The organism is Caldisphaera sp., from assembly GCF_046536515.1.
Taxonomy (GTDB): Archaea; Thermoproteota; Thermoprotei_A; order Sulfolobales; family Acidilobaceae; genus Caldisphaera.
Window position 1 is genome coordinate 1 of record NZ_JAWDMQ010000012.1, and the last position, 22,284, is coordinate 22,284.

General features: G+C 32.0%; 23 protein-coding genes and 1 pseudogene. 12 read left to right on the forward strand and 12 right to left on the reverse strand.

What is annotated here, in order from left to right; translation table 11 throughout:
* Window positions 1–25: 25 nt before the first annotated feature.
* Window positions 26–625 (reverse strand): alpha/beta hydrolase, encoded by a 600-nt coding sequence (locus tag RXO53_RS03015; RefSeq protein ID WP_410712787.1) that lies wholly within the window; start codon window positions 623–625, stop codon window positions 26–28.
* Between the two features lie 74 nt (window positions 626–699).
* A complete protein-coding gene (locus RXO53_RS03020) occupies window positions 700–1,515 on the reverse strand; it encodes a carbon-nitrogen hydrolase family protein (RefSeq protein ID WP_410712788.1) in 816 nt (271 codons plus the stop codon).
* A 138-nt stretch (window positions 1,516–1,653) separates the two neighbouring features.
* Here RXO53_RS03020 and RXO53_RS03025 point away from each other — a divergent pair, with 138 nt between their 5' ends.
* Together RXO53_RS03025 and RXO53_RS03030 are read left to right on the forward strand one after the other, a co-directional pair.
* Window positions 1,654–1,803 carry a hypothetical protein gene (locus RXO53_RS03025; RefSeq protein WP_410712789.1) on the forward strand — a complete coding sequence of 50 codons (150 nt, stop codon included), beginning with the start codon at window positions 1,654–1,656 and terminating at the stop codon, window positions 1,801–1,803.
* 194 nt (window positions 1,804–1,997) lie between these two features.
* On the forward strand, window positions 1,998–2,633 hold the full coding sequence (locus RXO53_RS03030; RefSeq protein WP_410712790.1) for a TenA family protein: 636 nt from the start codon (window positions 1,998–2,000) through the stop codon (window positions 2,631–2,633).
* Here the strand turns inward: RXO53_RS03030 and RXO53_RS03035 are convergent.
* The 3 genes from RXO53_RS03035 to RXO53_RS03045 form a co-directional block, all read right to left on the reverse strand.
* Entirely contained in the window at window positions 2,626–3,786 is a 1,161-nt protein-coding gene (locus RXO53_RS03035; protein WP_410712791.1) for an AAA family ATPase, read from the reverse strand. The genes RXO53_RS03030 and RXO53_RS03035 overlap by 8 nt on opposite strands.
* 55 nt (window positions 3,787–3,841) lie before the next feature.
* On the reverse strand, window positions 3,842–4,621 hold the full coding sequence (locus RXO53_RS03040) for a hypothetical protein (protein WP_410712792.1): 780 nt from the start codon (window positions 4,619–4,621) through the stop codon (window positions 3,842–3,844).
* 111 nt (window positions 4,622–4,732) lie between these two features.
* Entirely contained in the window at window positions 4,733–5,722 is a 990-nt protein-coding gene (locus RXO53_RS03045) for an aldo/keto reductase (protein ID WP_410712793.1), read from the reverse strand.
* Window positions 5,723–5,822: 100 nt separating this feature from the next.
* Here RXO53_RS03045 and RXO53_RS03050 point away from each other — a divergent pair, with 100 nt between their 5' ends.
* Together RXO53_RS03050 and menC are read left to right on the forward strand one after the other, a co-directional pair.
* Complete coding sequence (locus tag RXO53_RS03050; protein ID WP_410712794.1) at window positions 5,823–6,698, forward strand: hypothetical protein; 876 nt, start codon at window positions 5,823–5,825, stop codon at window positions 6,696–6,698.
* Window positions 6,689–7,819, forward strand: a complete 1,131-nt coding sequence (gene menC, locus RXO53_RS03055) for an o-succinylbenzoate synthase (RefSeq protein WP_410712795.1) — start codon at window positions 6,689–6,691, stop codon at window positions 7,817–7,819. The genes RXO53_RS03050 and menC overlap by 10 nt, the downstream gene beginning before the upstream one ends.
* Here the strand turns inward: menC and RXO53_RS03060 are convergent.
* On the reverse strand, window positions 7,795–9,459 hold the full coding sequence (locus tag RXO53_RS03060) for an SLC13 family permease (protein ID WP_410712796.1): 1,665 nt from the start codon (window positions 9,457–9,459) through the stop codon (window positions 7,795–7,797). The genes menC and RXO53_RS03060 overlap by 25 nt on opposite strands.
* Window positions 9,460–9,623: 164 nt before the next feature.
* On the opposite strand from RXO53_RS03060, the gene RXO53_RS03065 reads away from it, so the two are divergent.
* On the forward strand, window positions 9,624–10,097 hold the full coding sequence (locus RXO53_RS03065) for a Mut7-C RNAse domain-containing protein (protein ID WP_410712797.1): 474 nt from the start codon (window positions 9,624–9,626) through the stop codon (window positions 10,095–10,097).
* 69 nt (window positions 10,098–10,166) lie between these two features.
* Here RXO53_RS03065 and RXO53_RS03070 read toward each other — a convergent pair whose 3' ends face one another.
* The 3 genes from RXO53_RS03070 to RXO53_RS03080 form a co-directional block, all read right to left on the reverse strand.
* The gene (locus tag RXO53_RS03070; protein ID WP_410712798.1) at window positions 10,167–10,610 is read right to left on the reverse strand and encodes a cyclic nucleotide-binding/CBS domain-containing protein; all 444 of its coding nucleotides are present in this window, start codon (window positions 10,608–10,610) and stop codon (window positions 10,167–10,169) included.
* A 51-nt stretch (window positions 10,611–10,661) separates the two neighbouring features.
* A complete protein-coding gene (locus RXO53_RS03075; RefSeq protein ID WP_410712799.1) occupies window positions 10,662–11,306 on the reverse strand; it encodes a ParB N-terminal domain-containing protein in 645 nt (214 codons plus the stop codon).
* 118 nt (window positions 11,307–11,424) lie between these two features.
* The gene (locus RXO53_RS03080; RefSeq protein WP_410712800.1) at window positions 11,425–11,919 is read right to left on the reverse strand and encodes an OB-fold nucleic acid binding domain-containing protein; all 495 of its coding nucleotides are present in this window, start codon (window positions 11,917–11,919) and stop codon (window positions 11,425–11,427) included.
* Window positions 11,920–12,193: 274 nt separating this feature from the next.
* Between RXO53_RS03080 and glcS the strand changes: the two genes are divergently transcribed.
* The 3 genes from glcS (at window position 12,194) to glcU (ending at window position 15,733) form a co-directional block, all read left to right on the forward strand.
* A complete protein-coding gene (gene glcS / locus RXO53_RS03085; RefSeq protein ID WP_410712801.1) occupies window positions 12,194–13,858 on the forward strand; it encodes a glucose ABC transporter substrate-binding protein GlcS in 1,665 nt (554 codons plus the stop codon).
* 102 nt (window positions 13,859–13,960) lie between these two features.
* A complete protein-coding gene (gene glcT, locus RXO53_RS03090) occupies window positions 13,961–14,821 on the forward strand; it encodes a glucose ABC transporter permease GlcT (protein WP_410712802.1) in 861 nt (286 codons plus the stop codon).
* Window positions 14,822–14,827: 6 nt separating this feature from the next.
* Entirely contained in the window at window positions 14,828–15,733 is a 906-nt protein-coding gene (gene glcU / locus RXO53_RS03095) for a glucose ABC transporter permease GlcU (RefSeq protein ID WP_410712803.1), read from the forward strand.
* Window positions 15,734–15,738: 5 nt separating this feature from the next.
* Here the strand turns inward: glcU and RXO53_RS03100 are convergent, their stop codons facing one another.
* From RXO53_RS03100 to RXO53_RS03110, 3 genes and pseudogenes are all read right to left on the reverse strand, one after another.
* Window positions 15,739–16,650: a dihydroorotate dehydrogenase 2 gene (locus RXO53_RS03100; RefSeq protein WP_410712804.1), complete on the reverse strand. Its 912-nt coding sequence runs from the start codon at window positions 16,648–16,650 to the stop codon at window positions 15,739–15,741.
* A gap of 296 nt (window positions 16,651–16,946) precedes the next feature.
* Window positions 16,947–17,834, reverse strand: a complete 888-nt coding sequence (locus RXO53_RS03105; RefSeq protein WP_410712805.1) for an MBL fold metallo-hydrolase — start codon at window positions 17,832–17,834, stop codon at window positions 16,947–16,949.
* 79 nt (window positions 17,835–17,913) lie between these two features.
* Window positions 17,914–18,108 (reverse strand): annotated as a pseudogene (locus RXO53_RS03110) (RNA-guided endonuclease TnpB family protein); the annotation flags it as partial.
* On the opposite strand from RXO53_RS03110, the gene RXO53_RS03115 reads away from it, so the two are divergent.
* From RXO53_RS03115 to RXO53_RS03130, 4 genes are all read left to right on the forward strand, one after another.
* Complete coding sequence (locus tag RXO53_RS03115; RefSeq protein ID WP_410712815.1) at window positions 18,042–18,185, forward strand: hypothetical protein; 144 nt, start codon at window positions 18,042–18,044, stop codon at window positions 18,183–18,185. The pseudogene RXO53_RS03110 and the gene RXO53_RS03115 sit on opposite strands and share 67 nt — an antisense overlap.
* Window positions 18,186–18,394: 209 nt before the next feature.
* Window positions 18,395–18,733: a single- stranded DNA-binding family protein gene (locus tag RXO53_RS03120; RefSeq protein ID WP_410712806.1), complete on the forward strand. Its 339-nt coding sequence runs from the start codon at window positions 18,395–18,397 to the stop codon at window positions 18,731–18,733.
* Window positions 18,734–18,880: 147 nt separating this feature from the next.
* Complete coding sequence (locus RXO53_RS03125; protein WP_410712807.1) at window positions 18,881–21,574, forward strand: ABC transporter substrate-binding protein; 2,694 nt, start codon at window positions 18,881–18,883, stop codon at window positions 21,572–21,574.
* Between the two features lie 201 nt (window positions 21,575–21,775).
* Window positions 21,776–22,207, forward strand: a complete 432-nt coding sequence (locus RXO53_RS03130; RefSeq protein ID WP_410712808.1) for a hypothetical protein — start codon at window positions 21,776–21,778, stop codon at window positions 22,205–22,207.
* Window positions 22,208–22,284 lie beyond the last annotated feature (77 nt).

Here is a 22,284-nt window from a genome sequence, read left to right on the forward strand (position 1 = left end):
CTCGCCCTTCAGGGCGGGGAGGAGGTCAGGCAACATTTGAATAGTATTCAAAGGCTTCCTTAGACATTAAAGCTGCAATACCATCTTTAGATACTATAGGAATATAAGATGGATTTCCTTCACAACACTCTTTTGAGTTTTGCGAAGATATCATTAAAACCGGTTCTAGGCTACCAAAATATTCTAAAGCAGTTCTGTAAGAATAAACATTTGGTACTTGAGATATTCCGCATCTTAATCCTAATTCTGGAAAGGCCAATAAAGTCAATACATGTCCTCCTGAAAAACTTGTTCCCCAAACGCATATCTTATCTGGATCAATTATATCAAGTGTTTTCATATATGAAATTGCACATCTGTAATCAGATACCTGGTCCATAGGATATAATGCTTGTCTTGGTTTTCCCTCGCTTTTTCCAAATCTTCTATAATCGAAAACTAAAACGGAAATACCCTTTTGAGCAAAATATGGAGCGTAATCATCCGCATGGACTTCCTTAATCATACCAAAGCCCATTCCCATTATTAATGCAGGAGTTTTCTTTATGTTTGAAGGAAAATATAAAATACCATGGCACTTTTCTCCACTGCATGGAAAATATAATTCCTTTTTCTCATAATCCATTATTTCCACCTTTAGTATTTAATTTTTCATTAAATATTGTATCCAAGTTAATAAGTAATTTAAAGTTAATAAATTTAAATCCCCTTATAAAGTTCAGGCTTTCTTTGATATAGAGATGGTAAAATTTTTCTAACTTCGTAAATTCTTTCTTTATTAACTTCTCCAAATATTATACCTTCATTTTCATTCATCCTTTGAATTATAATTCCTAAAGGATCTACAAAACTTGTTATGCCAGTAAATACATTTCCTATTTGATTTGACGATCCCAAATAAACTGTGTTCTCTAAAGCCCTGGCTTTAATTAAAGTAAGCCATTGCTCTTCTTTATTATATCCTTTAAACCATGCGCTTGGCACTAATATTACATCTGCTCCCTTTAAAGCTAAAATTCTTGCGATTTCTGGAAACCTTATCTCATAGCATACCATAATCCCTATCTTAAATCCATTAAACTCAAAAACATTATAAGGATTATTTGATTCTAGGAAAAATTCTGATTCTTTAAAATTGAATGCATCATAAAGGTGTGTTTTTCTATAAATATTTATTATATTGCCATTATCATCTGTTGTTATTGTAGTATTGTATGTTTTTAAGTTATTTTCAATAGACTCATACATACCTACAGTTATAGATAAATTATATTGCTTTGATATTTTCAATATATTTTTTACAAAATTACCTTCTAAGCTTTCAGCTTCCTTAGCTCTTTTCTCTAAGCTATCTTCAGAAGAAAAATATACCATAAAGACTTCAGGAAAAATTACCATGTCAGCACCATTATTTTTTGCTTTTTTTGAATATTTTTCAATTTTCAATATATTTTCTTCTTTATTTTTGCTAGATATGAGTTGGGTTAAGCCAATCTTTAATGTTTTTTCTTGCAAATTTACCACCTTATTTTATTATGTTTCATGATTTTATAATTATGTTATTCTTCTTATATGTTGATATGTTGATAAAGCGAACGACAAACCCCTTCTAGGGGCAGGGTAATTTTTTTAAATTTAAAAACTTATTAAAAATTGAGACAGCTGCCAAAGGGGTATGCGTCACTGAAACATGAGTATGCATCTACCCCAACTAACAAGTGTAATAAAATAGGGTTCCAAGCCGATCAACCCTTAAGGCATGAGGAGCGGGAGCCGATTTTTCCTAATCGGCTTGGGGGATAATAGAGTAATACCCATAAAGGGGTGTAACCCTTGAGACCTCAGGAAACCCTTCAGGGCGGGGAGGAGGTCAGATGTGAGCTACTCCCCTAAAGGGCGGCGAGGGGGTCAACTTCTGCTGTCTCAACTATAAATTAATATTTCAACTTTTACAAAACATTTAACTTTTACTATTTTTAGTAGTAATAGGGATAAAATTGAGTAACTTTGATGTATTAAGAAATAGTGTTGGAGATTTATGGGAAAAATATATAAGGCATGAATTTGTTATTAAAATGAAAGAAGGAACATTGCCATTAGATTCTTTTAAATATTATATGGTTCAAGACTCTAAATATGTTAATGTAATGTTAAAATCATTATTAAATGCATCTAGCAAGGCCCCACTTGATAAAATAACTAATATATTGAACTCTATATTTAATACAAGGGATAAGGGATTAGAAGTAGAAAAAGAAGTCTTTAGAGAATTAAATATAGATGAAGCAATAATTAATGAAATCGGTTATAATTTAGTAAATTATGCATATACTAGGCACCTTTACTATTATTCCAGCGTAGGATGGGAAGAGTTTCTTGCTGCATGGACTCCATGTATGGTAGGTTATAGATTTATAGGAGAATTTGTTAAAGGCTCCCCGAACAAGGTATATAATTTATGGGCAAGCTTTTATGGCTCAGATGAATATGGAAAGAGGGTAGAAGTTATATTGGATTCATTAGAATCCATTAAGATAAATGAAGAATTAAAGAATATATTTAAAAACAGCGTAAATTTTGAAATATTTTTTTGGGAATCAGCTCTAAGGAAGGATCCAACAATTTTTAAATAGCCTTAAATTTCTCCGTCCAATTCTCATATAATTTTAGCATCTCTTTATTAACACTAGGCCTTCTCTGCTTTATTGCCTCCATAAAATCATCTATAGTAACTGGCCTTACAGATTCTTCTTTGTTTTCAGATTCAAAATATTCTCTTACAACCCTCATATATGCATCTTGCACTATATCTCTAATATCGCTTCCCGAATACCCTTCAAGCATTTCTGCTAGCTTTTCAAAGTCTATGTTATCATCTAGCTTTACTTTTGAAGTTAAGATCGAAAGCAGTTTAGATCTGGCCTCTTTATTTGGTAGGGGTACATAAATTCTCTTTTGGAACCTCCTTATAAAAGGTTCATCCAATGCCCATGGTTTATTAGTTGCTCCTATTACATATACATGTATAGTTGTAGATTTATCTTGAAGGCCATCCATTTCTTTAAGGAATTGATTTCTTACCCTAACTTCCCCACCTACTTCGTTTGTATGTATTCCTAAAAAGGCATCTAATTCATCTATGAACACTATAACTGGGATGCCGTTCTTTGATTTATTTCTGGCATAGTCAAACACTTTTTTTACGTTTTTCTCTCCTTCGCCAAGCCACTTGCTCATTATGTTTGCGGCATCTAAATAAATGAATTCTCCATTAATTTCATTAGCAACTGCTGCAGCTAACATAGTTTTCCCTGTTCCAGGAGGTCCATAAAGGAGTATTCCTCTAGGCCATCCCAAGGGGAATAGGTCAGGTCTCTTTATTGGGTATATTATAGCTTCTCTTATAGCTCTCTTAGCTTCATCTAGACCTGCTATATCGTCAAAAGTCACGCTAGGCTTTTCTTTAAGCACGAAGTCTGGTAGGTTTTCATTTATATCACCTTTTATTTCAACCTTTATTTCGTCTGAAATTGTTTCCCCAATTGGTTGACTGGCTTTATTTTCTAAATATTTTAACCTTAAATTTAGTTCGTAGATTGTTTTCCTGTATATTTTAGACATAGGATGATCAGGATAATTTCTTATTATTTCTTCAAGAGCCTCAATTGCTTTTTTATATTTGTCTATGGCTGTTTCATAATCTTTATTTCTTTCTGCATCTAAAGCTTCATGCATTTTTCTCCTAGCAGTTTGCTCTAACATAGCAACTGGGTTTGTCTCTGACATGATCTGACCTCAATTGCTAATTTTATAAAAATTGGTTTAAAGAGTGAAAAGCTGTTTATATTTGTTGTTCGTTGGGTAAATCTACCTTTATTATTCCTCTTGCCTCTAATCTATACAATGTAGCTTTAATTATGTTTAAAGGTATGCCTAACTCTTCTGATGCCTTCTTTAGGCTTAAAACTCCGTTTTTCTCCTTTATGTATTCAAAAACTTTCCTTTCTATTATTTCAGGGTCAAAAGTTTCTGGAACTTTAGGTGACAATTGTTCGGCCTCTTTTTGTGCCTTGGCAATAGCGCTAGTTATTAATTCGCTTGCCTCTGGAACAAGTTCTGAAACGCTCTTGCCTTGAGGTATTGTGTTGGCTATTATTCCAGTCTTCCTTATGACTCCTTCAGTCTCTTCTAATACATTGCTTAATGATGTAATAGCTTCTGGCGCAAAGCCAGATAGATATTCATCCATGGAACTTAGGGCATATTTTAATGGAGCCATTACTTTAACTATTGATTCATAACTCCTTGTATCCTGTATCCTCCTTATTGCTAACTCTATCATGTTTCCATAAGTTAATACAGCCTTCAAAACCCTCTTTTTCAATACTATTTCGGCAGCATTTATCTCAGCTCCTTCGTTGTCATTTGATTTCTTAGATTCTATCATTTTTTCATAATAGCCATGTATCTCGTTTATGATTGTAGTCTTTATTCTGTCTAGCTCCATCTTTACCATACCTAACTGGGCAAGTATTTCATCGTATTCTATACCTTCCCCTTGTAGACCAGTCTCTTTGTATTGACCTCTCGCGAAGAATTTTTTTACAATATCACCTATCATTTTTTATCCCTCATCTCTAAATAATAAATATAATTCTAGAAAACTTTAGCAGTCTTCCCTGGTAACACCGGATTATTACCGCTTATTATGCAAAATATAAATTTCAAAAGATTATGCTCCTCCAGATAATTTTATTCCTAGATATTGGAATGCACATGGCACATATCTTATAAATTTCAAATTGTTGTATGTATTACCCCATGTGTTTATATATTTGTTGGAAACTTTATTAAGCAATAAAAGATCTTCTTCTTTTATCTCAATATTAGATGACATAGCGTATTCTTTTACTCTTTCCTTGTTTCTAGTCCCAGGTATGGGAAGGGCATTATTGTTTATTATCCATTTTAAACTTATTTGAGACCAAGTGTAGTTATATTTTTGTGATATTAAGTTTAAAGTTGATATCAGTTCTTTATCTTCTGCAATCTTTTTAAACCTTCTATCTGATTTTTGAGCTAAACTGTATGGGTTCTTTGCACCAGCTAAAGCTCCTTTTGCTAAAGGACTATATGCTATTATTTCTATGTTCTCTTTTTTAGCTAATGGGAATAAATCTATTTCAGCAACTCTATAAGAAAGGTTGTATTCAACTTGATTAGAAATTATTTCATATTTAGATGTACAATGTATTGCATCTTTCAGCAACTTTCCAGAGAAGTTTGAAACTCCTATATAATCAACATATCCCTTATTTACAACGCTTTCCATTCCTCTTATTACTGTGCAAATAGGAATCCAAAAAGGAGGAGGCCAATGTAGTTGTAAAAGGTTTGGTTTGAATCCCAGATTTTTTATTGACATTTTTATCCCCTTTTCAATAAAGTAGCCTGAAGGTCTAAATCCGCCTACCTTTGTTGCAACAAATGAGGAATCTATTGCATTTAGCTCCTTTAGAGCCTCTCCTAGAGATTTTTCACTCTTGCCATTACCATAAACTTCTGCTGTGTCAAAAAAATTAATGCCAGATTCCAAAGATTGCTTTACAATTTCCTTAGCATTTTTTATATCTCCTTTCCACGATGTAGAGCCTATTTGCCAAAAGCCTAATCCAACCTCACTTACCTTTATTTTTGTTTTTCCAAAAGTTCTGTACTTCATTTTTATCCCCGATACCTTTGTATTAAATATTTTTTAAAACTTAGTATTATAAAATCAGACTTTTTAATTTTATATTATAATAAATTTTTGGGAGAAAACCTTGTGGGAATTAAGTATAAGAAAAATAAAGGAAGTAAATGATTTGGAAAGTGTTGTTGAAATAGAAAAGTCTGCTTGGGCAATGCCAGATTATAGGGAAACAACACCAGTACATATGCTAAAAGCTCTTGTTGAGAATGGAGGTATAATTTTGGGGGCATTTGATAAAGATAAGATGGTAGGCTTTAATATGGGTTGGAGCGTGGGATGTGATGAAAAAAGGTATTTTTACAGTCATATGACAGGCGTATTGGAAGATTACAAGTACAAAAATGTTGGATATAAATTAAAGATCAAACAGAGGGAAGAGGTATTAAAATTAGGGATAAATTTAATAAAGTGGACCTTTGATCCTTTACAATCTTTAAACCTTAATTTTAATCTTGAAAAATTAGGAGCTATAGGAAGAATTTATAAAGAAAATTACTATGGTAATATAAGAGATTATATTAATGAGGGTTTAGAAACAGATAGATTCGAGGCTGAATGGTATATATCTAGTAAATATGTTGCTGATAAGATAGAAGGGAAAATTAAGACGCCACCTGCTGAAGAATTGATAAGTAAAGGTGGGTATATAGCATTAGATAGGGAAATAAAAGGAGAAAATAATTATATTGAAATACCTGTAAAGAAAGAACTTGCTTTGGATAGAATAATTTTGATATCTATACCGGCTAATATATCTTCAATAAGAAATGTTGATAAAGAAATTGCTAAAAAATGGAGGTTATATACTAGAGAAGCGTATGAATTTTATTTAAATAAAGGCTACATAGCAGTTGGATATACAAGAGATAAGGAAAAAAGTGGGTATGTTGTATTAATTAGATCTGAATTAAATAACTTATTAAGGGGTGTCAATTTATGGAGTTGAAGAAAATTGAACTTTTCGAATTGTGGGTTAAACTAAGGGAAGATTTTGAGACAAGTTTTGGAAAAACAATAGAGAGGCCAGCTATACTAATAAGGTTAGAGGAAAAAAATGGAGAAGTTGGATGGGCGGAATCTGTAGCTGGAGAAGGACCTTGGTATAGTTATGAAACATGGGAAACTGCATGGCATGTCTTAAACGATTTTATAATACCTAGGGTTAGTGAAGAAAAGGAAATTGATGTTGAGAAATTTAATGATATTGTTTCTAATATTAGAGGCCATAATATGGCTAAAGCAGGATTTGAAATGGCTTTATGGGATCTTAAGGCCAAAGTAGAAGATAAGCCTTTATGGAAAGTTCTTGGAGGTGTTAACAAAAACATAGTCAGTGGAGTTAGCATTGGCATACAAAATACTACAGAAGAATTAGTTAAGAAGGTATCTATGTTTTTAGATAAGGGGTATAGAAGGATAAAGATAAAAATAAAGCCAGGTTACGATCTTGAACCAATAGCTAGGTTAAGAAAGGAATTTGGTCAAGAACTGCCTCTACAAGTAGATGCTAATTCTGCATATAAATTAACTGATATAGAGCTGTTTAAAAAGATAGATGGGTATAACTTGTTGATGATAGAGCAGCCTTTGCATTGGAAAGACTTAGTAGATCATGCAGAATTAGCTAGACATATAAAAACACCTATATGCTTAGATGAAAGCATTGAAGATGTAAACGATGCGAGAAAAGCATATCAATTAGGTTCTGCTATGATAATAAACATAAAGCCTGGAAGGGTTGGGGGATTTAGCGAGGTTTTAAAGATTCATGATTTTTGGTATAAGGTTGCAAATAGGCCTGTATGGATTGGAGGCATGTTAGAAACAGGAATAGGTAGGGGTCACTTGGTTTCTGCTGCTACCTTACCTGGGGTTAAATACCCTAATGATATTAGTGCAAGTGAAAAATACTTTGAAAAAGATATAGTTGAACCACCTTGGACTCTAAATAAGGATGGAACTATTACAGCCCCTGAAAAGCCAGGAATAGGAGTTGAAGTTATGGAGGATTACATAGTGAAAAACTCAAAAAGAACAAAAACTTATTTTATTAATCCTAAAAAGTAGAAAGTAACAAAGAACTTTATTAATATTACAATTGTACCTGCCAATAGAAAGTCCCTGTTTTTATATCCAGCCGTTCCATAAGCGATTAAATTTGCTTGGTGAGAAAATGGAGTTAAAAATGGTGATGAAGCCCCCATAGCTAAAACAGTTATACCAACTAAGGGGTTTGTAAAAGAAAGTGCTATTGGTGCAAGGATTATCGCGGCTGTAACGTAACCGACTGTGTTGCTAAGCAGTAAAGATAATAAAAACAAAATTAAAGCTGAGTTATGAATAAGCCCACCAACTAATGATGATAAGTTGCTTGTTACCATAACTTGCCCAATAGATAAATAGGCTCCTATAAACACTATTAAGGGCCACTCAACGTATTCATACATCTTTCTAATCGTTGAAGTTCCACTGAATGTAGATATTAAAGCGCCTATAAGAAAAGATAAAGCTATGTTTAATCCAAAACTATTTGCTATTATACTCAAAGCCAATCCGCCTATAGAGAATAAGGCTTTTCTTTTATCAAATGCCTTTAATCCTTTGCTGTTTATAGGCAATAAACCATAATAATCAGCAAATTTTGCTACATTGGATTCCTGACCTTGGACTAATAAAACATCTCCAGGTTTTAAAACGTAATCATAAATCCTAGTTATATAATTCGCAAAAGCTATCCCTATTACGTATATATTATGAAATTCAAAGTCAACTTCTTTTATCTTTTTTCCCCTTAATTTTGAAGAGCCGGTTATTAACAATTCGAAAAACTGCTCTTTTGATTCTATTGGTTTTTGAGAAATTTTTAAGCCTTTTGATGATAATATCAATGGTAATTGAGAAGGAGATATCTTCAATAACAAAATGTCTCCTTCTTTAAGTTCCCTTCTTTCACCAATGAACCTCCAAGGCGAAATAACTCTTAGAACTTTAATTCCAAAAGATTTCTCAATACTTTTCGGAGATTTTCCTATGAAATCACTATCTCCTGTTAATTGAACTTCAATGATATAATTTTGCACAGTTATTTCTTTTAATGAAGTAACTTCTTTTCCTTTTCTACCTAGGAAAGGAGTAATTAAGAAAGTTAATATTAATATGCTTATGAAAGAAGAAATCAGATTTATTTTTGCAAATTGCAAAAATTTTAAATTATAACCGAACTTATTATACCATTCATTATCTAAAATTATGTTTGTTGAAGTACCAATTAGTGTCGTTGGTCCACCCAAAATTGAAGCATAAGCTAATGGTAGCAAATATCTTGATATAGGCTTCTTAAGATTTAATGAAATGGAATAGATTAATGGTATAAAGGCAAGAAGCAAGGCTACATCGCTGACAAACCCCGATGCAATAACAGTTAAGGAAAGCAATAAAAGCAATATAATTTTTTCGTTCTTAATTTTTGATGTAATATAGTTTCCTAAAACTTCTAGGAGTCCAGAATCTGCTAATGTACCAGCTATTATCATAAGAGATATTAGGACGATTATTGTAACAGAAGCAAAATTGCTTAGCGCTTCTTTAGGAGAAATAAAGCCTGTTAATACTAAAGCTATCATTGTTGTAATTCCTACTATATCATGTCTTAATCTTCTTGATAACAGTAATAATATAGAAACGGTTATTATTATAATTACTATCACTTGATTAATGGTCAGCACTGCCTTTTACCAGCTTTCTATTATTATTATGGTTATATAAATTTATTTGCATTTTAAAAGAGTGCTATCTTTATAGTTGGAAATAAAACTGGGATATAATTGAATATAATAAGTTTGCTAAAAAGATAATAGTAAAGGAGGTAAAAATGCAACAATATATGACGGACGCGATGTTAGGCACGCTAACAAGGTGGTTGAGAATACTGGGCTATGATGTTATATATTCAAGAGATTATTCCGATAGCCAAATAATTAAAATAGCCATTAAAAGCAAGAGAACTATAATTACAAAGGATAGGGCTTTATATTATAAGGCAAAAAAACTGAATTTGAATGTATATTTTGTTGAGTCCACAGAAATGCCTAAAATATTAGCTGAGCTATATTCTAAAAAATTGATAGACTTAGAATTAAATCCTGAAAAAAGTAGGTGTCCTGAGTGCAATGGAAGATTGATTAAGGTTACAGATAAGAATTTAATTAGAAGCAGAGTACCTCCTGGAGCATTAAAAACGTATAATGTTTTTTACTTGTGCAAAAGGTGTGGTCAAGTCTATTGGGAAGGAGGCCATTGGAAAAATATAAGAAGAATAATAAATGAGGCTAGGTCTTATTTATAAAAAGCATAAAATAATTGTATTAATAAATTATTTTCATAAATATTAATAATATTTGTATTAATTTAATGATTATTTATTCTTTTCTGCTTTTAGTTGGTATACCAGATCAATATAATATGGGGCCAATTTTAATATATCTCTTTTTGAAATCATACCCACCGGTTTTAATGTTTTAGAATTTAAAATGGGCAAATGCCCTATGCCTTTGCTTCCCATTAAACTTGCAGCTTCTTCTAGTGGTGTATCTTCAAATGCATAATATGGATTCTTTGTCATAATTTGGCCTGCATTAATGGTAAGAGGTGATATTCCTTTAGCTACAACGTCTCTTACAATATCCGTTTTAGTTATTATACCTAGAAGGTTTCCGTTCTCATCAACAACAATTACTGATCCCACATCTCTTTCAATCATGATCCTAGCTATTTCATCCACGCTTTTAGTAGGCAATACATTCACTGTGGGTATCTTCATAACATCTCTAACTAAATATTTTGGCACTGGACCTGTCATTGTATCCACCACTTTATAAAAGAAAGAAAAGAGTTTAAAGTATCTTTTGCTTTAATAAGTATTTTTTAAAGAATAATTTACATATATCTTCTTCAATAATGTAACATGCCTTGTAGATCTTGGGGGCAAAAGAGTTTGCTTTAATGCGACGCTTATCACATCTTCTTTATCAAGCTTAGGTGGGTCAATTATTAATCCTTTCTTTTTTACCTTTTTTGTTTCAGGCTTTAAAAATGATATGTTGTTTATGCTTTTTTGGAACTCTTTTTCAAATTTATTTATCAACATATATGAATCAATTTTGTTATCATTGCACATTATTATTTTTATTGAATTGTTATAATATTCTATATCTTGGAAGCAAAACATAGATTTTAAATAAGATATTATATCTTTATAATTTATATTGTAAACCCTATACCATTTATCTACATAAATTTTATCATCATTTAAATAATCAGTTAATATAGCAGGAATATACTTGAGACCTAACGATTTTAATGCTCTGGTTCTATGTGCGCCATCAATTATTGTACCTGTTTTTATATCAGCAATTATTGGTTTTCTCACAACTTTTTGTGTTATAATTGATTTTTTCAGTTCCTCTATGTGTTCATCAATTGCAAATTCGTGCTGTTTAAGATCGTCTATGTTGACTAATCCTATATATATTTTTTCAATATCTTTAGTCTCCACAAAGGCGCATCACCGCTTCACCTTTTCATAACATCTATGTCTGTCTAGATTAAAAACTTTGTATTATATGCCAGATAGCATAATTCAATAAAAATTAAATATAAATGTTAAATAGGTTTTACTCCTCATCTTCACTACTATCGCTTTCTTCTTCAGAACCTCCAAATGAAGAAGAATACCCTCCCCCTCTTCTGTATCCTCCTCTTCCCCCTCTTCTGTATCCTCCTCTTGATCTTCCATAGCTTCTTGAACTCGATTCAGAAGCTTTCGGTGTACTCTCAGGAATTTCTTCTGGCTTGGGGAGGCCTTCGTCATCTATTTTATTAATTTCTCCACGAGAATCTATATTTAGTTGAACATCACCTTTAAAGCTTGTAGTCCAAGCACCTTTTAGCTCTACTGCATCCCCTTCATTAATTTTCCCTGCTTGATTACCCCACATTGTCAATTTTATTCTTCCGCTTTCATCTCCAACTACGGCTTCACTTATTGTTCTATCTCCTCTCTTTGTGTGGATGACTTTTGGTTCGTCAACACTTAAAACCCTTACCTTAATAGATACATTATCTTCCCCCTCACGGAGGTCCGAAACCTTACGATTACTTTCACTCAAGATTACATTCCTCACACTATTTACTTACGCCCTTCTGGGCAATTAAAACTTTGAAAACCTGTGGTTAAAAGTTTTCCCTTCGAATATAATGGTCGAAATTGTTTATTTAACACTTTAATCTATAATAAATAAAAGCAAACTTAAATTGATTTGAAATAAAAAGGTATACTTTCTTAAAGTTAATATTTCTTAATTTTTATATAATCATAATTACTTAAATACTTCCTTTGATATAATAAAAAGCAGAAATCCAGTATGAGGTGGTGTATTCTATATGATAGACAGAAAAAAAGGACTGAGTAAAGGGGCATTATATGGGATAATCGTCGTAATAATCGTCGTAGTAATAGTAGGTGGAGTAGCTGCTTATTATGCATCAAGAAAGCCGACTACAACAACCACAACAACAACCACAACAACAACCACAACAACAACCACAACAACAACCACAACAACAACCACAACAACAACATCTATTCCTCCTGTAACCACAACAACAACCACAACAACACCTTCGGTTACAACTTTCTCTTTCTTAAACTGGTGGGGACCTGAAGATCCACCCGGTTTAAAGTGGATAGCAGGTAACTTTTCGCTAATGTATCCACAATATCAAGTATCTTATACATCAATTCCAGGTGCTGGAGGAACTGTAGCACAATTTGTTATATTAGGTATGATAGAGGCACAAAAGCCTCCTAATTCATTCCAAGCTCACTATTCACCAGTAATGTGGTCATATGTAGAAGTTATGCCTCAATTAGGTAAGGATTTTGTTAACTTTACCCCGATAGCACAACAAACAGGATTTTATAATTTAGCTGTTAGAGAAGGTCTTTTAGCTGGTATGTTTAATGGGACTATGTTCTCTTTGCCGCTGGAAGCACACAGAGGTGTTTTACTTTATTATAATCCACAACTGTTAAGAAAATATAATATATCATATCCTATAATGACTGTAGAGCAATTAATTAATGACACAGAATATTTGGCATCTAAAGGAGTTACAAACATATGGGTAGTTCCTGGTGGAGATGGTGGATGGGATCAATTGAACCTATGGGAAAACATATTCTTAGGCTTAGCGTCAGAAAAGTATGGTCCTGATGGTGGAGCTAAATTATATAATGAGATTCTATACGGAGTTATCAATTTGAGTGACCCAAGTGTTCAGGCATTAGTTAATCAAACTGATTATGACTTTTTGTTATTAACTAAATATGATTATTCAGGATGGCAGACTGGCACATGGTCATCTGGCCTAGCTAATATAATTAATGGACAAGCCTTCTTCCAAGCAAATGGCAATTGGGTTACAGAATATGCTTACATTTGGTATCATGTAACAGCCTATGCTCCAGTGGCTCCATATACAAACTGGACAAACGTTACATTAATGGAACAGCCATTCCCAGGTACATGGGGTAACTATGCAGTTAATGAAGACTCTATGGCAGTACCATCTGTATATAACCCATATATGCAAGCTGCAGTAGTATTTGCTAAATTCTGGAATTCATACAACGGAATGAAGATATGGACATCTAGCGGAAAAGGTGTAGAGGTTTGGAGTAATGGTACGGATTTCTATCCAACTACAGCACAATGGTATGATTATGTAACATTTAAGAACATATCAGCAACAGATCCAGGTGCATTTACAATAGATCCAAGCGATGAATCTTTGTTCACAGATACATTCTCATCAATGATTTCACAGGCACTAGCTTTGCAAAACGGAGGAACAGCCTATATTACAACATTTAATTCCCAATTTGCTTCTATAATGCATCAACAATGCTTAGAATGGCAGACCGCAGCACAAAACGGCTTTGGATTTTTAGGTATGAAGGGACAACCTTTTGCAAACTATTTGCCTCCATGGGTAAACCCAACAACATATACATATGTGTCTGGCTACACATGCCCCACATATTAAATAAATTAATATAAATTAATTTTTTTATTTTTTGTATTCATATTTTTATGGATATGTTTATAATCTTGCTAATATAAAGCATAATACAGAGGAGGAACTATTATGAAAAATCAAGGATATCTAATGGTAATTCCTACACTATTATTTGCAGGACTTTTGCTGGTAACTGTTGTATGGAATGTTTGGCTTTCTTTCTTAAATTCGTCAATATTGGTTCATAAGCCCAAGTTTGTTGGATTAGCAACGTATCAATATCTTTTTTCGCAATACTTTTTTAAAATCTCAACTACACATACAATAATATTTACTATAGGATTAGTTGCAATAGGAAACGTTTTGGGCCTACTTTTCGCAGGCCTTCTTTACTTTATACCTAATACTGTACAACGTTCTCTTTATTTATCAATATTCATTTACCCATTAGCTATAGCTTCTTCAACAAGCGCATTAATATGGGAATGGCTTTTGAATCCAACAATAGGTGTAGATTGGCTTTTAAAATTACTTCATTTACCTGCTCCATATTGGCTCGGTACTTCTAACATGACGTTGATATCTATGATTATGATAGAAGTATGGGCATATACCGGTTTAGCTACTCTTTTCTATTTAGCGTCATTTATGAACGTTGATAAAACTGTCATAGAAGCGGCTAGGCTAGATAAGGCAGGAGGATTAAAAATTTTATTTAAAATACTGATACCTAATTCTATGAATGGTTTTATTATTTCAACAGCGCTTCTGTTTCTGTTTTCGTTTAGAATATTTACAATTCCCTTTGTGTTAGGGGGTTCTGCAACTTCTCCTACATTGATGACATATGTCATGTATGTTTATAACTTGTTTATATCAGAATATTTCTCAGCTTCGGCAGCTATGGCTGTAATAGTAACAATTATAGCTGCCGCTGTCATATTGCCTTTTGCTATATTTGGATTGATGAAGTGGGTTTTTAAGAGGTGAAATATTATGGGTAATAAAAACAATTCTTATAGGTCTGATAATTATTATTTTAGGGTTTTTAAATATGCTATATTGCAATTAATAGCGGCAATTCTTGTAATATTATGGTTGATGCCTTTATACGCATTATTTGTTGGGGCTTTAAAATCTAATATAGATGCTGCAACTACTCCTGCATTGTTGCCTCCTTCAAAAGCAAGTAGTGAAGCTTTTTATTTTGTATGGCACGGCTTTGGAGGTATTTATGGTTTAATAGGGCTAGAATATCCATTAATTAGGGAAGTCTTGATAGATGTACCAATAGCAGCTCTTGCAACATTACTAGGGGCTATGGGTGCATATTTCTTTTATATAATTATGGACAGGCATTATATTTGGAGTACAATAGGGTTTGCTATTATATCTCTTGCAACATATTTACCAGTTGAGACAACAACTGTTCCTTTGATTCAAATTGTAACTTCTTTACATTTATATAATACATATTATGGCGTAATACTGGCTTATTTGATGTTTTATATACCCATGTCAGCATTGCTTATATCGATTTTTATGCCTTCAATTCCAAAATATTTGTTAGAATCGGCAAAAATTGATGGAGCAAGCGACTGGACGATCTTTTGGAAAGTTATAATGCCTTTATTAGTACCTGGATTCTTATCAACTTTTATATTTACATTTTTACAAATATGGGACAACTTTTTCATACCAATTCTAATAATATCTAATCCCCAAGAAATGCTTTTGTCTGTAGCTGTAAGACAATATGCTGGAGGTTATGCTATAATATATAATAGATCTTTTGCTGCAGGTGTAGTAGGTTCTATTGTACCTTTAGTTATATTCATATTCCTGGGTAGATATTTTATAAGAGGGCTAGCAGCACTTGGAGGCGGTGCCAAAGGAGTTTAAATTAATTAAAAATTTTTACATCTTAAATTTAAGCTACTTATTATTCCTGGACCCATGTACAGTATTGCTGTATAAATTTCAGCAGCGTTTGCATATTTTAATATATCATTTAATTGCTTACAGCTCATAATCCCTCCTACCCCTATAATTGGTATTTCGTTTCCTCCAACTTCTCTCGCTTTTTTGATCATATAATTTGACAATCTATAAAGTAACAAACCGCTTAGGCCCCCTCTCTTTGCACTTATCCTTTGATCTTCTATAGGCAAAGTATTTGTTAAAACCAGTCCAAATCCTTCTTTGCTGGCAAGCCTAACATAGTCTTCAATTTTAAACCTTGGGCCTATTTTAATGAAAATCTGCTTTTTTGAAGATGCTAAAGTTGGTATTATGTCTTTCCATTTATCTTTATAAGTAGGGCTTGATAAATTGATCTCAATGCCTTGTATGTTGTTGGTAGAGTATTTGTTCAAATAAATTATTTGTTCTTCGATTTCAAATAGGCTAAAACCAGCTATACTAATAAAAATCGGGTAATTTACTCTTGAAACTCTAGACAAAACCAAGGGTAAGCCGTCATTATTTAAACCCATAGCATTAACCATAGAATATGGCATTATCCTAGCTACTCTTGGTGGTCTATTTCCTATCCTTTTTTTGGGTGTTGTTGAGCCGACAACAATAAAGCCAGGATTGAAATGAGATAAGAATTTTGTATATTTTCCGTTTTTATCTAATCCTGCGGCAATTCCAACTTTACCACATACATTTGCCGATCCGATTTTATATAGATCTTTGCAATTGCTTTCATGTAATGGTATGGAAAAAATTATGTGACCTAACTTCATTGTTATTTCTGGATGTATGTGTTTTACTGTTTTCATAATAATTTTCATCATAGGTTCAGATAGGTTCATCTTTCTGCACCAGAGATTTCCGCCCTTAGGGCGGAGTAGTTCACTTTTCACTTATTTTTAATGTTTTTTGTCCATTAAAATTCAATTGGTTCTGACCTGCTTCCTAAAGGACGAGAATCCCATTAGGGCAGTTCATTGGTTTATCTCATCCTTCATCACTTCATAGCTAGTGGGTAGAGGTTTCTCCATTTACAAATGAAAGCCTCGCCCTTCAGGGCGGAGAGGAGGTTAGCTTGCTCTGTAAATATTTTATATTAAATGAATTTTAAGATAAAGAACTAAATCTTTAACAAATCTTATCTTTTTATTAATTTCCATTTTATTTCACTATAGTTAACAGGCTCAATTAAACCTTCTTCTCTTAGACAGGCTAAATAACCTCTAATAGTATTTTCAGCAAGCAAATAAATGCCAACCTCTGGTTCTTCGCTCTTATATTTTGATGTAAGTTTGTTTGTAATTGAAGATAAACTTAGAGGTTCATTTAATATATTTTTTAGCTCTTCTTCAACCTCAGTTATTTTTTTGATATTGCTCTCAACGAGTTGTAAAGCTTCAGAGCTTTTAACTATAGGCCCGTGAGATGGTACTAAAGTTTCTATTTTTGGTAATAAATTCATAATTGTATTAAGACTTTCAACTGATTTACATGGATATTGATGGTAAGGGATTCCATATTTAGACAATACCTTATCTCCAAAAAGCGAGTCTCCTGCGTACAAAACAGCATTTGGTGTTATAATACCTATCTGCCCTTGTGTATGCCCTGGCAAAGGAACTAATTTTAGAGGTCCAAAATTTTCTTGGTTGCTAATTAATATTGTTGGTGTAACAGATTTTGCTTTAAATGGAAGGATGCTGTCATCTTGATTTAATAAATATCCAAACGTAAGTAAAGCTCTGAGTTTAGGGTCTTTTAGAGCTGGAGCGTCTATATCTGAAACAGCTATTTCATTTGTTGAAAAGCCTTCACCTAAAACTGATATATGATCGCTGTGGTAATGTGTTATAAATGCAATGGTTTTTTTCGGGTTTAATCTGTTAACTATAGATTTAAGCTCTTTAGGTCTTTTAGATCCCTGACCAGGATCAACTATATATAGTTCATCTTCATTTTTATAAAATAATGTAGATGGACTACCTTTGTATATATAAGTATTCCCATTAATATTTTCTAATCCCACTAGATACACCTATTAATCTATAAATAATTATAATTATTAAATGTTTGTTTAATCTGTTTTGGAACATAATTTCTTAACATATTGAAAACATAGTCATGGAATACATGTTTAATAACTTATTAACGAACTTGTCAACATAATCCAGCACACGATTCTTTTCACGGTAAGAATACTTCTTTATAAGCGCTTTTCTTTTTTTACTGTGCTTTGAAGAGAAGGACTGTATTTTACCCCTCTTTAACTCCATACCAAATTTCAAGCTATACAACTCCTCATGGTAATAATAAACTTCATTCAGATTTAAATGAGGCTTTAAACACATTAAAGAAAGCAATAGGTAAAATCTTATAATCAATAAGAAAACACTATCTTTTATTGTAAATCATAAAACATCCATAAAAGGAGTGAAACCTTCAAGATCTTAAGAATTCCTTTAGGGTAAATAGAAGGTCATATTTAAAAGTAAAAGAAATATTTATTTAAGTTTATCTTAAGTTTATTAAAAAAATAAATAATTCCATATGCAATATATATATTGGTATAGAAGGGAGGTGATTATTGTGGAAGTTTTGTTAAAAACTGGGCCTGTAAGGATGAGCGGATATGCTCTTAAATTGCGTAGGGTAACAAATGCAGCTTTTCGTAAATTGTATAAAGAGAAAAAAGTTGATCCAAAAGTTATAAACCAATTTTTAACAGAATTAAATAAAAATTTATATGGAATTTTAGTGGAGAAATATAATATTCCTAAAGACGTCATAATTAATATTCAGCTTGTTCTCGATTTAAATGACAGTAATATTATTATAAAAGATTTTGGTTTATCTCTATATAATAAAGATGAGATATTAAGTAATAATTTGACCAAAGAATTTAAACAATTAATTAAGATCATTTAACAACTAGTAAATATAATAAATTGGTATTACACTTTATGTTATAAAATTTAGTGTAAGTTGAATTCATTTTATGTTTTGCAATAAAATGCCTCTAAAAATGTTTTTAAACTTGTGAAAATTAAATTTACTGGGCGATGCATAAATAAGATGAACCAGTATAATAGGATACGGAGTAAAAAATTAGGTTATATTTACGCTGTTGCATTTACTATTATTATAATCTTTTCTGTTTTTGCTTTTCATCACATATCTTTGCTTTCTATAAAAAATAACGTGAATGCAAGGATTGTAGCATTAAAACCGGCATCTCCAACATCTTTAACTTCTGTTGCTGGACAAAACTTAAGTGTCTACATACCCAATTATAATACTAATGCAAAAAGTTTTGCAGTATTATATGCAGGAAATGGTTATGCTGTAAACACATCTTATGATTATGTTAATCTATTTTATAAATATCCTGGGGAATACTTAATTTATTACAATGTGTATGAAAATGGTGTGCTTATTGGTTCTTCTTCACAAAATTTAATGAGGATTATAATTACTCCTAATATATCATATAATATGTCTCAATACTTAACTGTACCTACTATAACTTTTAACTCAACTGAAAATCCAAGTGCCCCATTATTTAATGTTTCACAAAAAATTTACTTAATTGGTAGCTTTTTACAGCCACCATCAGGTCAAAACATGACAATTTATGAGTATATATGGAATTTTGGTAATGGAACTACAGAAACTATAATGGCTAACCAAACGACTTTATTACCATTATATAATCCTGTTGTTGTTTATAACACACCTGGATTATATGCAATATCTTTAACAATTGTTACTAAAAACGTATCATCAGGGCAAACGTATAATTATACAACATATCAAACAGTTGCTGTATCAGGAAATGGAGAAAAATTTGCGTTGTTTACTACTTATTTTGATACACCGAATTCAAAATTGATTATATCGGCAGAAAATGTTCCTGGAGGACCATATAGCTTTGACCCACAAATAGATTACGATGCCATAGGCTTTGAAGAACTATTAAATATATACTCCACATTAGTTATATATAATGGATCTTCAACATCTTCATTTTTACCAATGGCAGCAGCATATTTGCCAACAATTGGTAATTGGTCAAACTTAACAAATAGATATACTTATGGAGCAATATCTCCCAATTACACTATTTACATATTTAAGATAAGACCAGGCTTATACTTCTCAAATGGAGATCCTATAACGGCATATGATGTATGGTATTCAATGATAAGAGACATATTGTTTGCAGGAGGAACTCCTGGCACGCCAGGTTGGATATTAACTCAATATTTGATACCTAATTACACACCATTTACATTTGTTGTTACTTCTCCAAACGATACTCAAGGATTTGAAGAAATTATGAATGCTGTAACTTATAATAATCAAACTGATACAGTAACTTTTCACTTGTGGAGACAGGTAGCCCCACAATTCTTGTTTACAGCATTAGCAGATCCGGAAGGAACAGGTATTTTAGATGCAAAATGGTTAGAGCAAATAGGTGCTGGAATTAATTTCACACCTGCAGGATTTTATCAATACGAACAACAAGCAAATGAAGGTAATTACAATACACAAGTTCAATGGTCTCCAATATCTTCAGGACCTTATATGATTAAATCATATACGCCAGGAGAAAGTGTTGTGTTAGGTCCAAATCCATATTGGCCAAATAATATTTCATACATTCCTAAGCCAAACGACACAGTTATAATATACTGGGTTAAAGATCCTAACACCGCTTATGAAATGTTCTCATCAGGTCAAGCTGATATAGTGACATTTCTGCCATCAAACTACATGCCTTCAATAGAAAAACTTGAATCCGAAGGACAGGCATCTCTATATGAATTTCCAAGCTTAAATGAATATATTTTTGCATTTACATCAAACATAAGCACTAGCATTTTATCATCTTTAAATCCATCGTATAGTATACCATCATATTACTTTGCAAACCCATTGGTTAGAGAAGCTTTTGCATACGCATTTAATTATACACAGTTCTTCAACAATATTTTGGGTAATGCAAAGTATCATTTTAACTTTGGAAATCCTATATGTGGAGCAATAATTTATGGATTACCATATTACATACCTCCAAGTGAATTAACAGGTTGTCCAACATTTAACTTAACTTATGCTAAGCAATTAATGGAAGAATCAGGTTTCTATAATATAACAGTTAACTTCCCAATAATAGTATCAAGCGGTGATACTGTTGATTTTACAGCAGCAGAAATGTGGGCACAGGCATTGCATGAAATGGATCCAAATATAAATGCTCAACCATTGTACATGACTCAATCAACTATAATGTCGTATCAAATTCCAGGTCAAAATCCAATGCCCATATATAATTTAGAGTGGGTTCCAGACTATCCATTGGATAGCGATTTTACTAATGCCTTATACCTTCAAAGTGGAGACTATGCAGCACCTAATGGATGGAACGTATCATACTTTGAGAATTTAAGCAAATACTTTGCTTCTCAAGGTAATACTTTTTTGGCTAACTTGTTCCAAAATGAGTCTCAAGAATATGAGGAATTAAACAATTTGTTAATCTTAGCAAATTTTGAAGCATTAAAAGGAAATAATACCATGGCACAGCTATATTACAAAGAAGCAGAGCAAATTGCTATAAGCCTCTATTTATATGTTTATGAATATCAACCAAATTTGCAGTGGGTAATAAAGCCTTATATGTATGCATATAATAATCAAATATCTTATCAAGAAAATCCAATAAATGCGGAGGACTCCGTATTTTATTGGTGGTTTAAATAATTTTATTAAAATTCTTTTAAGCTTAATAGACCTCAAGGAACCCTTCATGGCTGGAAGGAGGTCAATTTAATGGATTATGTTGTATAAAACTTTTATGCTTTTTCTATTTTTATATTCCTAATTTTTGTTTATAATATTGTTGGTGTCTAGTATTAACAAAAACATATAAATAATTTATTTATCGTAATATATGGTGAAAATATGGGAATTAGAATTAATAAAGGCACTTTACCATCCTCATTAGTAACAATCCAATTATCTTTATTGACAATACAATTTATAACTGGTATGATAATAAATTTATTTGCACCAATGAATATACAACCTTATTCAAGTCATCCTTTTATGATGGGTTATATGATGTATATTTTTAATGCTATACCTTTATTACCTTTTCATATGATGTTGGGTATAATAATAGGTATGATTTCTCTTGCTATGCTAGTTATATCTGCAATAAAAAAAGACAGCAAAATTTTAGTTTTATCTCTTGTAGAAGGAATGTTTGTGTTAATTGCAGGAATTTCTGGTATAGATTTTATTTTATCTGGATTATCGAATAATTATCTATCGTTTATTATGTCTATTGGATTTATAGGTTCATTGATTACGCTATTTTTATTCTCTAAATAAATTTTAGGTATTTTTAAATTTATTTTAAGATATAATAAATTTTAATTGGAATCTTGCATGAAATAATATTTAAGAGG

What these genes read in the sequence shown, in the direction of transcription:
- RXO53_RS03015 (WP_410712787.1), bottom strand. Translation starts at nt 625, where the DNA reads ATGGATTATGAGAAAAAGGAATTATATTTTCCATGCAGTGGAGAAAAG.
- RXO53_RS03045 (WP_410712793.1), bottom strand. Translation starts at nt 5,722, where the DNA reads ATGAAGTACAGAACTTTTGGAAAAACAAAAATAAAGGTAAGTGAGGTT.
- glcT (WP_410712802.1), top strand. Translation starts at nt 13,961, where the DNA reads ATGAAAAATCAAGGATATCTAATGGTAATTCCTACACTATTATTTGCA.
- menC (WP_410712795.1), top strand. Translation starts at nt 6,689, where the DNA reads ATGGAGTTGAAGAAAATTGAACTTTTCGAATTGTGGGTTAAACTAAGG.
- RXO53_RS03100 (WP_410712804.1), bottom strand. Translation starts at nt 16,650, where the DNA reads ATGAACCTATCTGAACCTATGATGAAAATTATTATGAAAACAGTAAAA.
- RXO53_RS03070 (WP_410712798.1), bottom strand. Translation starts at nt 10,610, where the DNA reads ATGACAGGTCCAGTGCCAAAATATTTAGTTAGAGATGTTATGAAGATA.
- RXO53_RS03130 (WP_410712808.1), top strand. Translation starts at nt 21,776, where the DNA reads ATGGGAATTAGAATTAATAAAGGCACTTTACCATCCTCATTAGTAACA.
- glcS (WP_410712801.1), top strand. Translation starts at nt 12,194, where the DNA reads ATGATAGACAGAAAAAAAGGACTGAGTAAAGGGGCATTATATGGGATA.
- RXO53_RS03035 (WP_410712791.1), bottom strand. Translation starts at nt 3,786, where the DNA reads ATGTCAGAGACAAACCCAGTTGCTATGTTAGAGCAAACTGCTAGGAGA.
- glcU (WP_410712803.1), top strand. Translation starts at nt 14,828, where the DNA reads ATGGGTAATAAAAACAATTCTTATAGGTCTGATAATTATTATTTTAGG.
- RXO53_RS03065 (WP_410712797.1), top strand. Translation starts at nt 9,624, where the DNA reads ATGCAACAATATATGACGGACGCGATGTTAGGCACGCTAACAAGGTGG.
- RXO53_RS03125 (WP_410712807.1), top strand. Translation starts at nt 18,881, where the DNA reads ATGAACCAGTATAATAGGATACGGAGTAAAAAATTAGGTTATATTTAC.
- RXO53_RS03040 (WP_410712792.1), bottom strand. Translation starts at nt 4,621, where the DNA reads ATGATAGGTGATATTGTAAAAAAATTCTTCGCGAGAGGTCAATACAAA.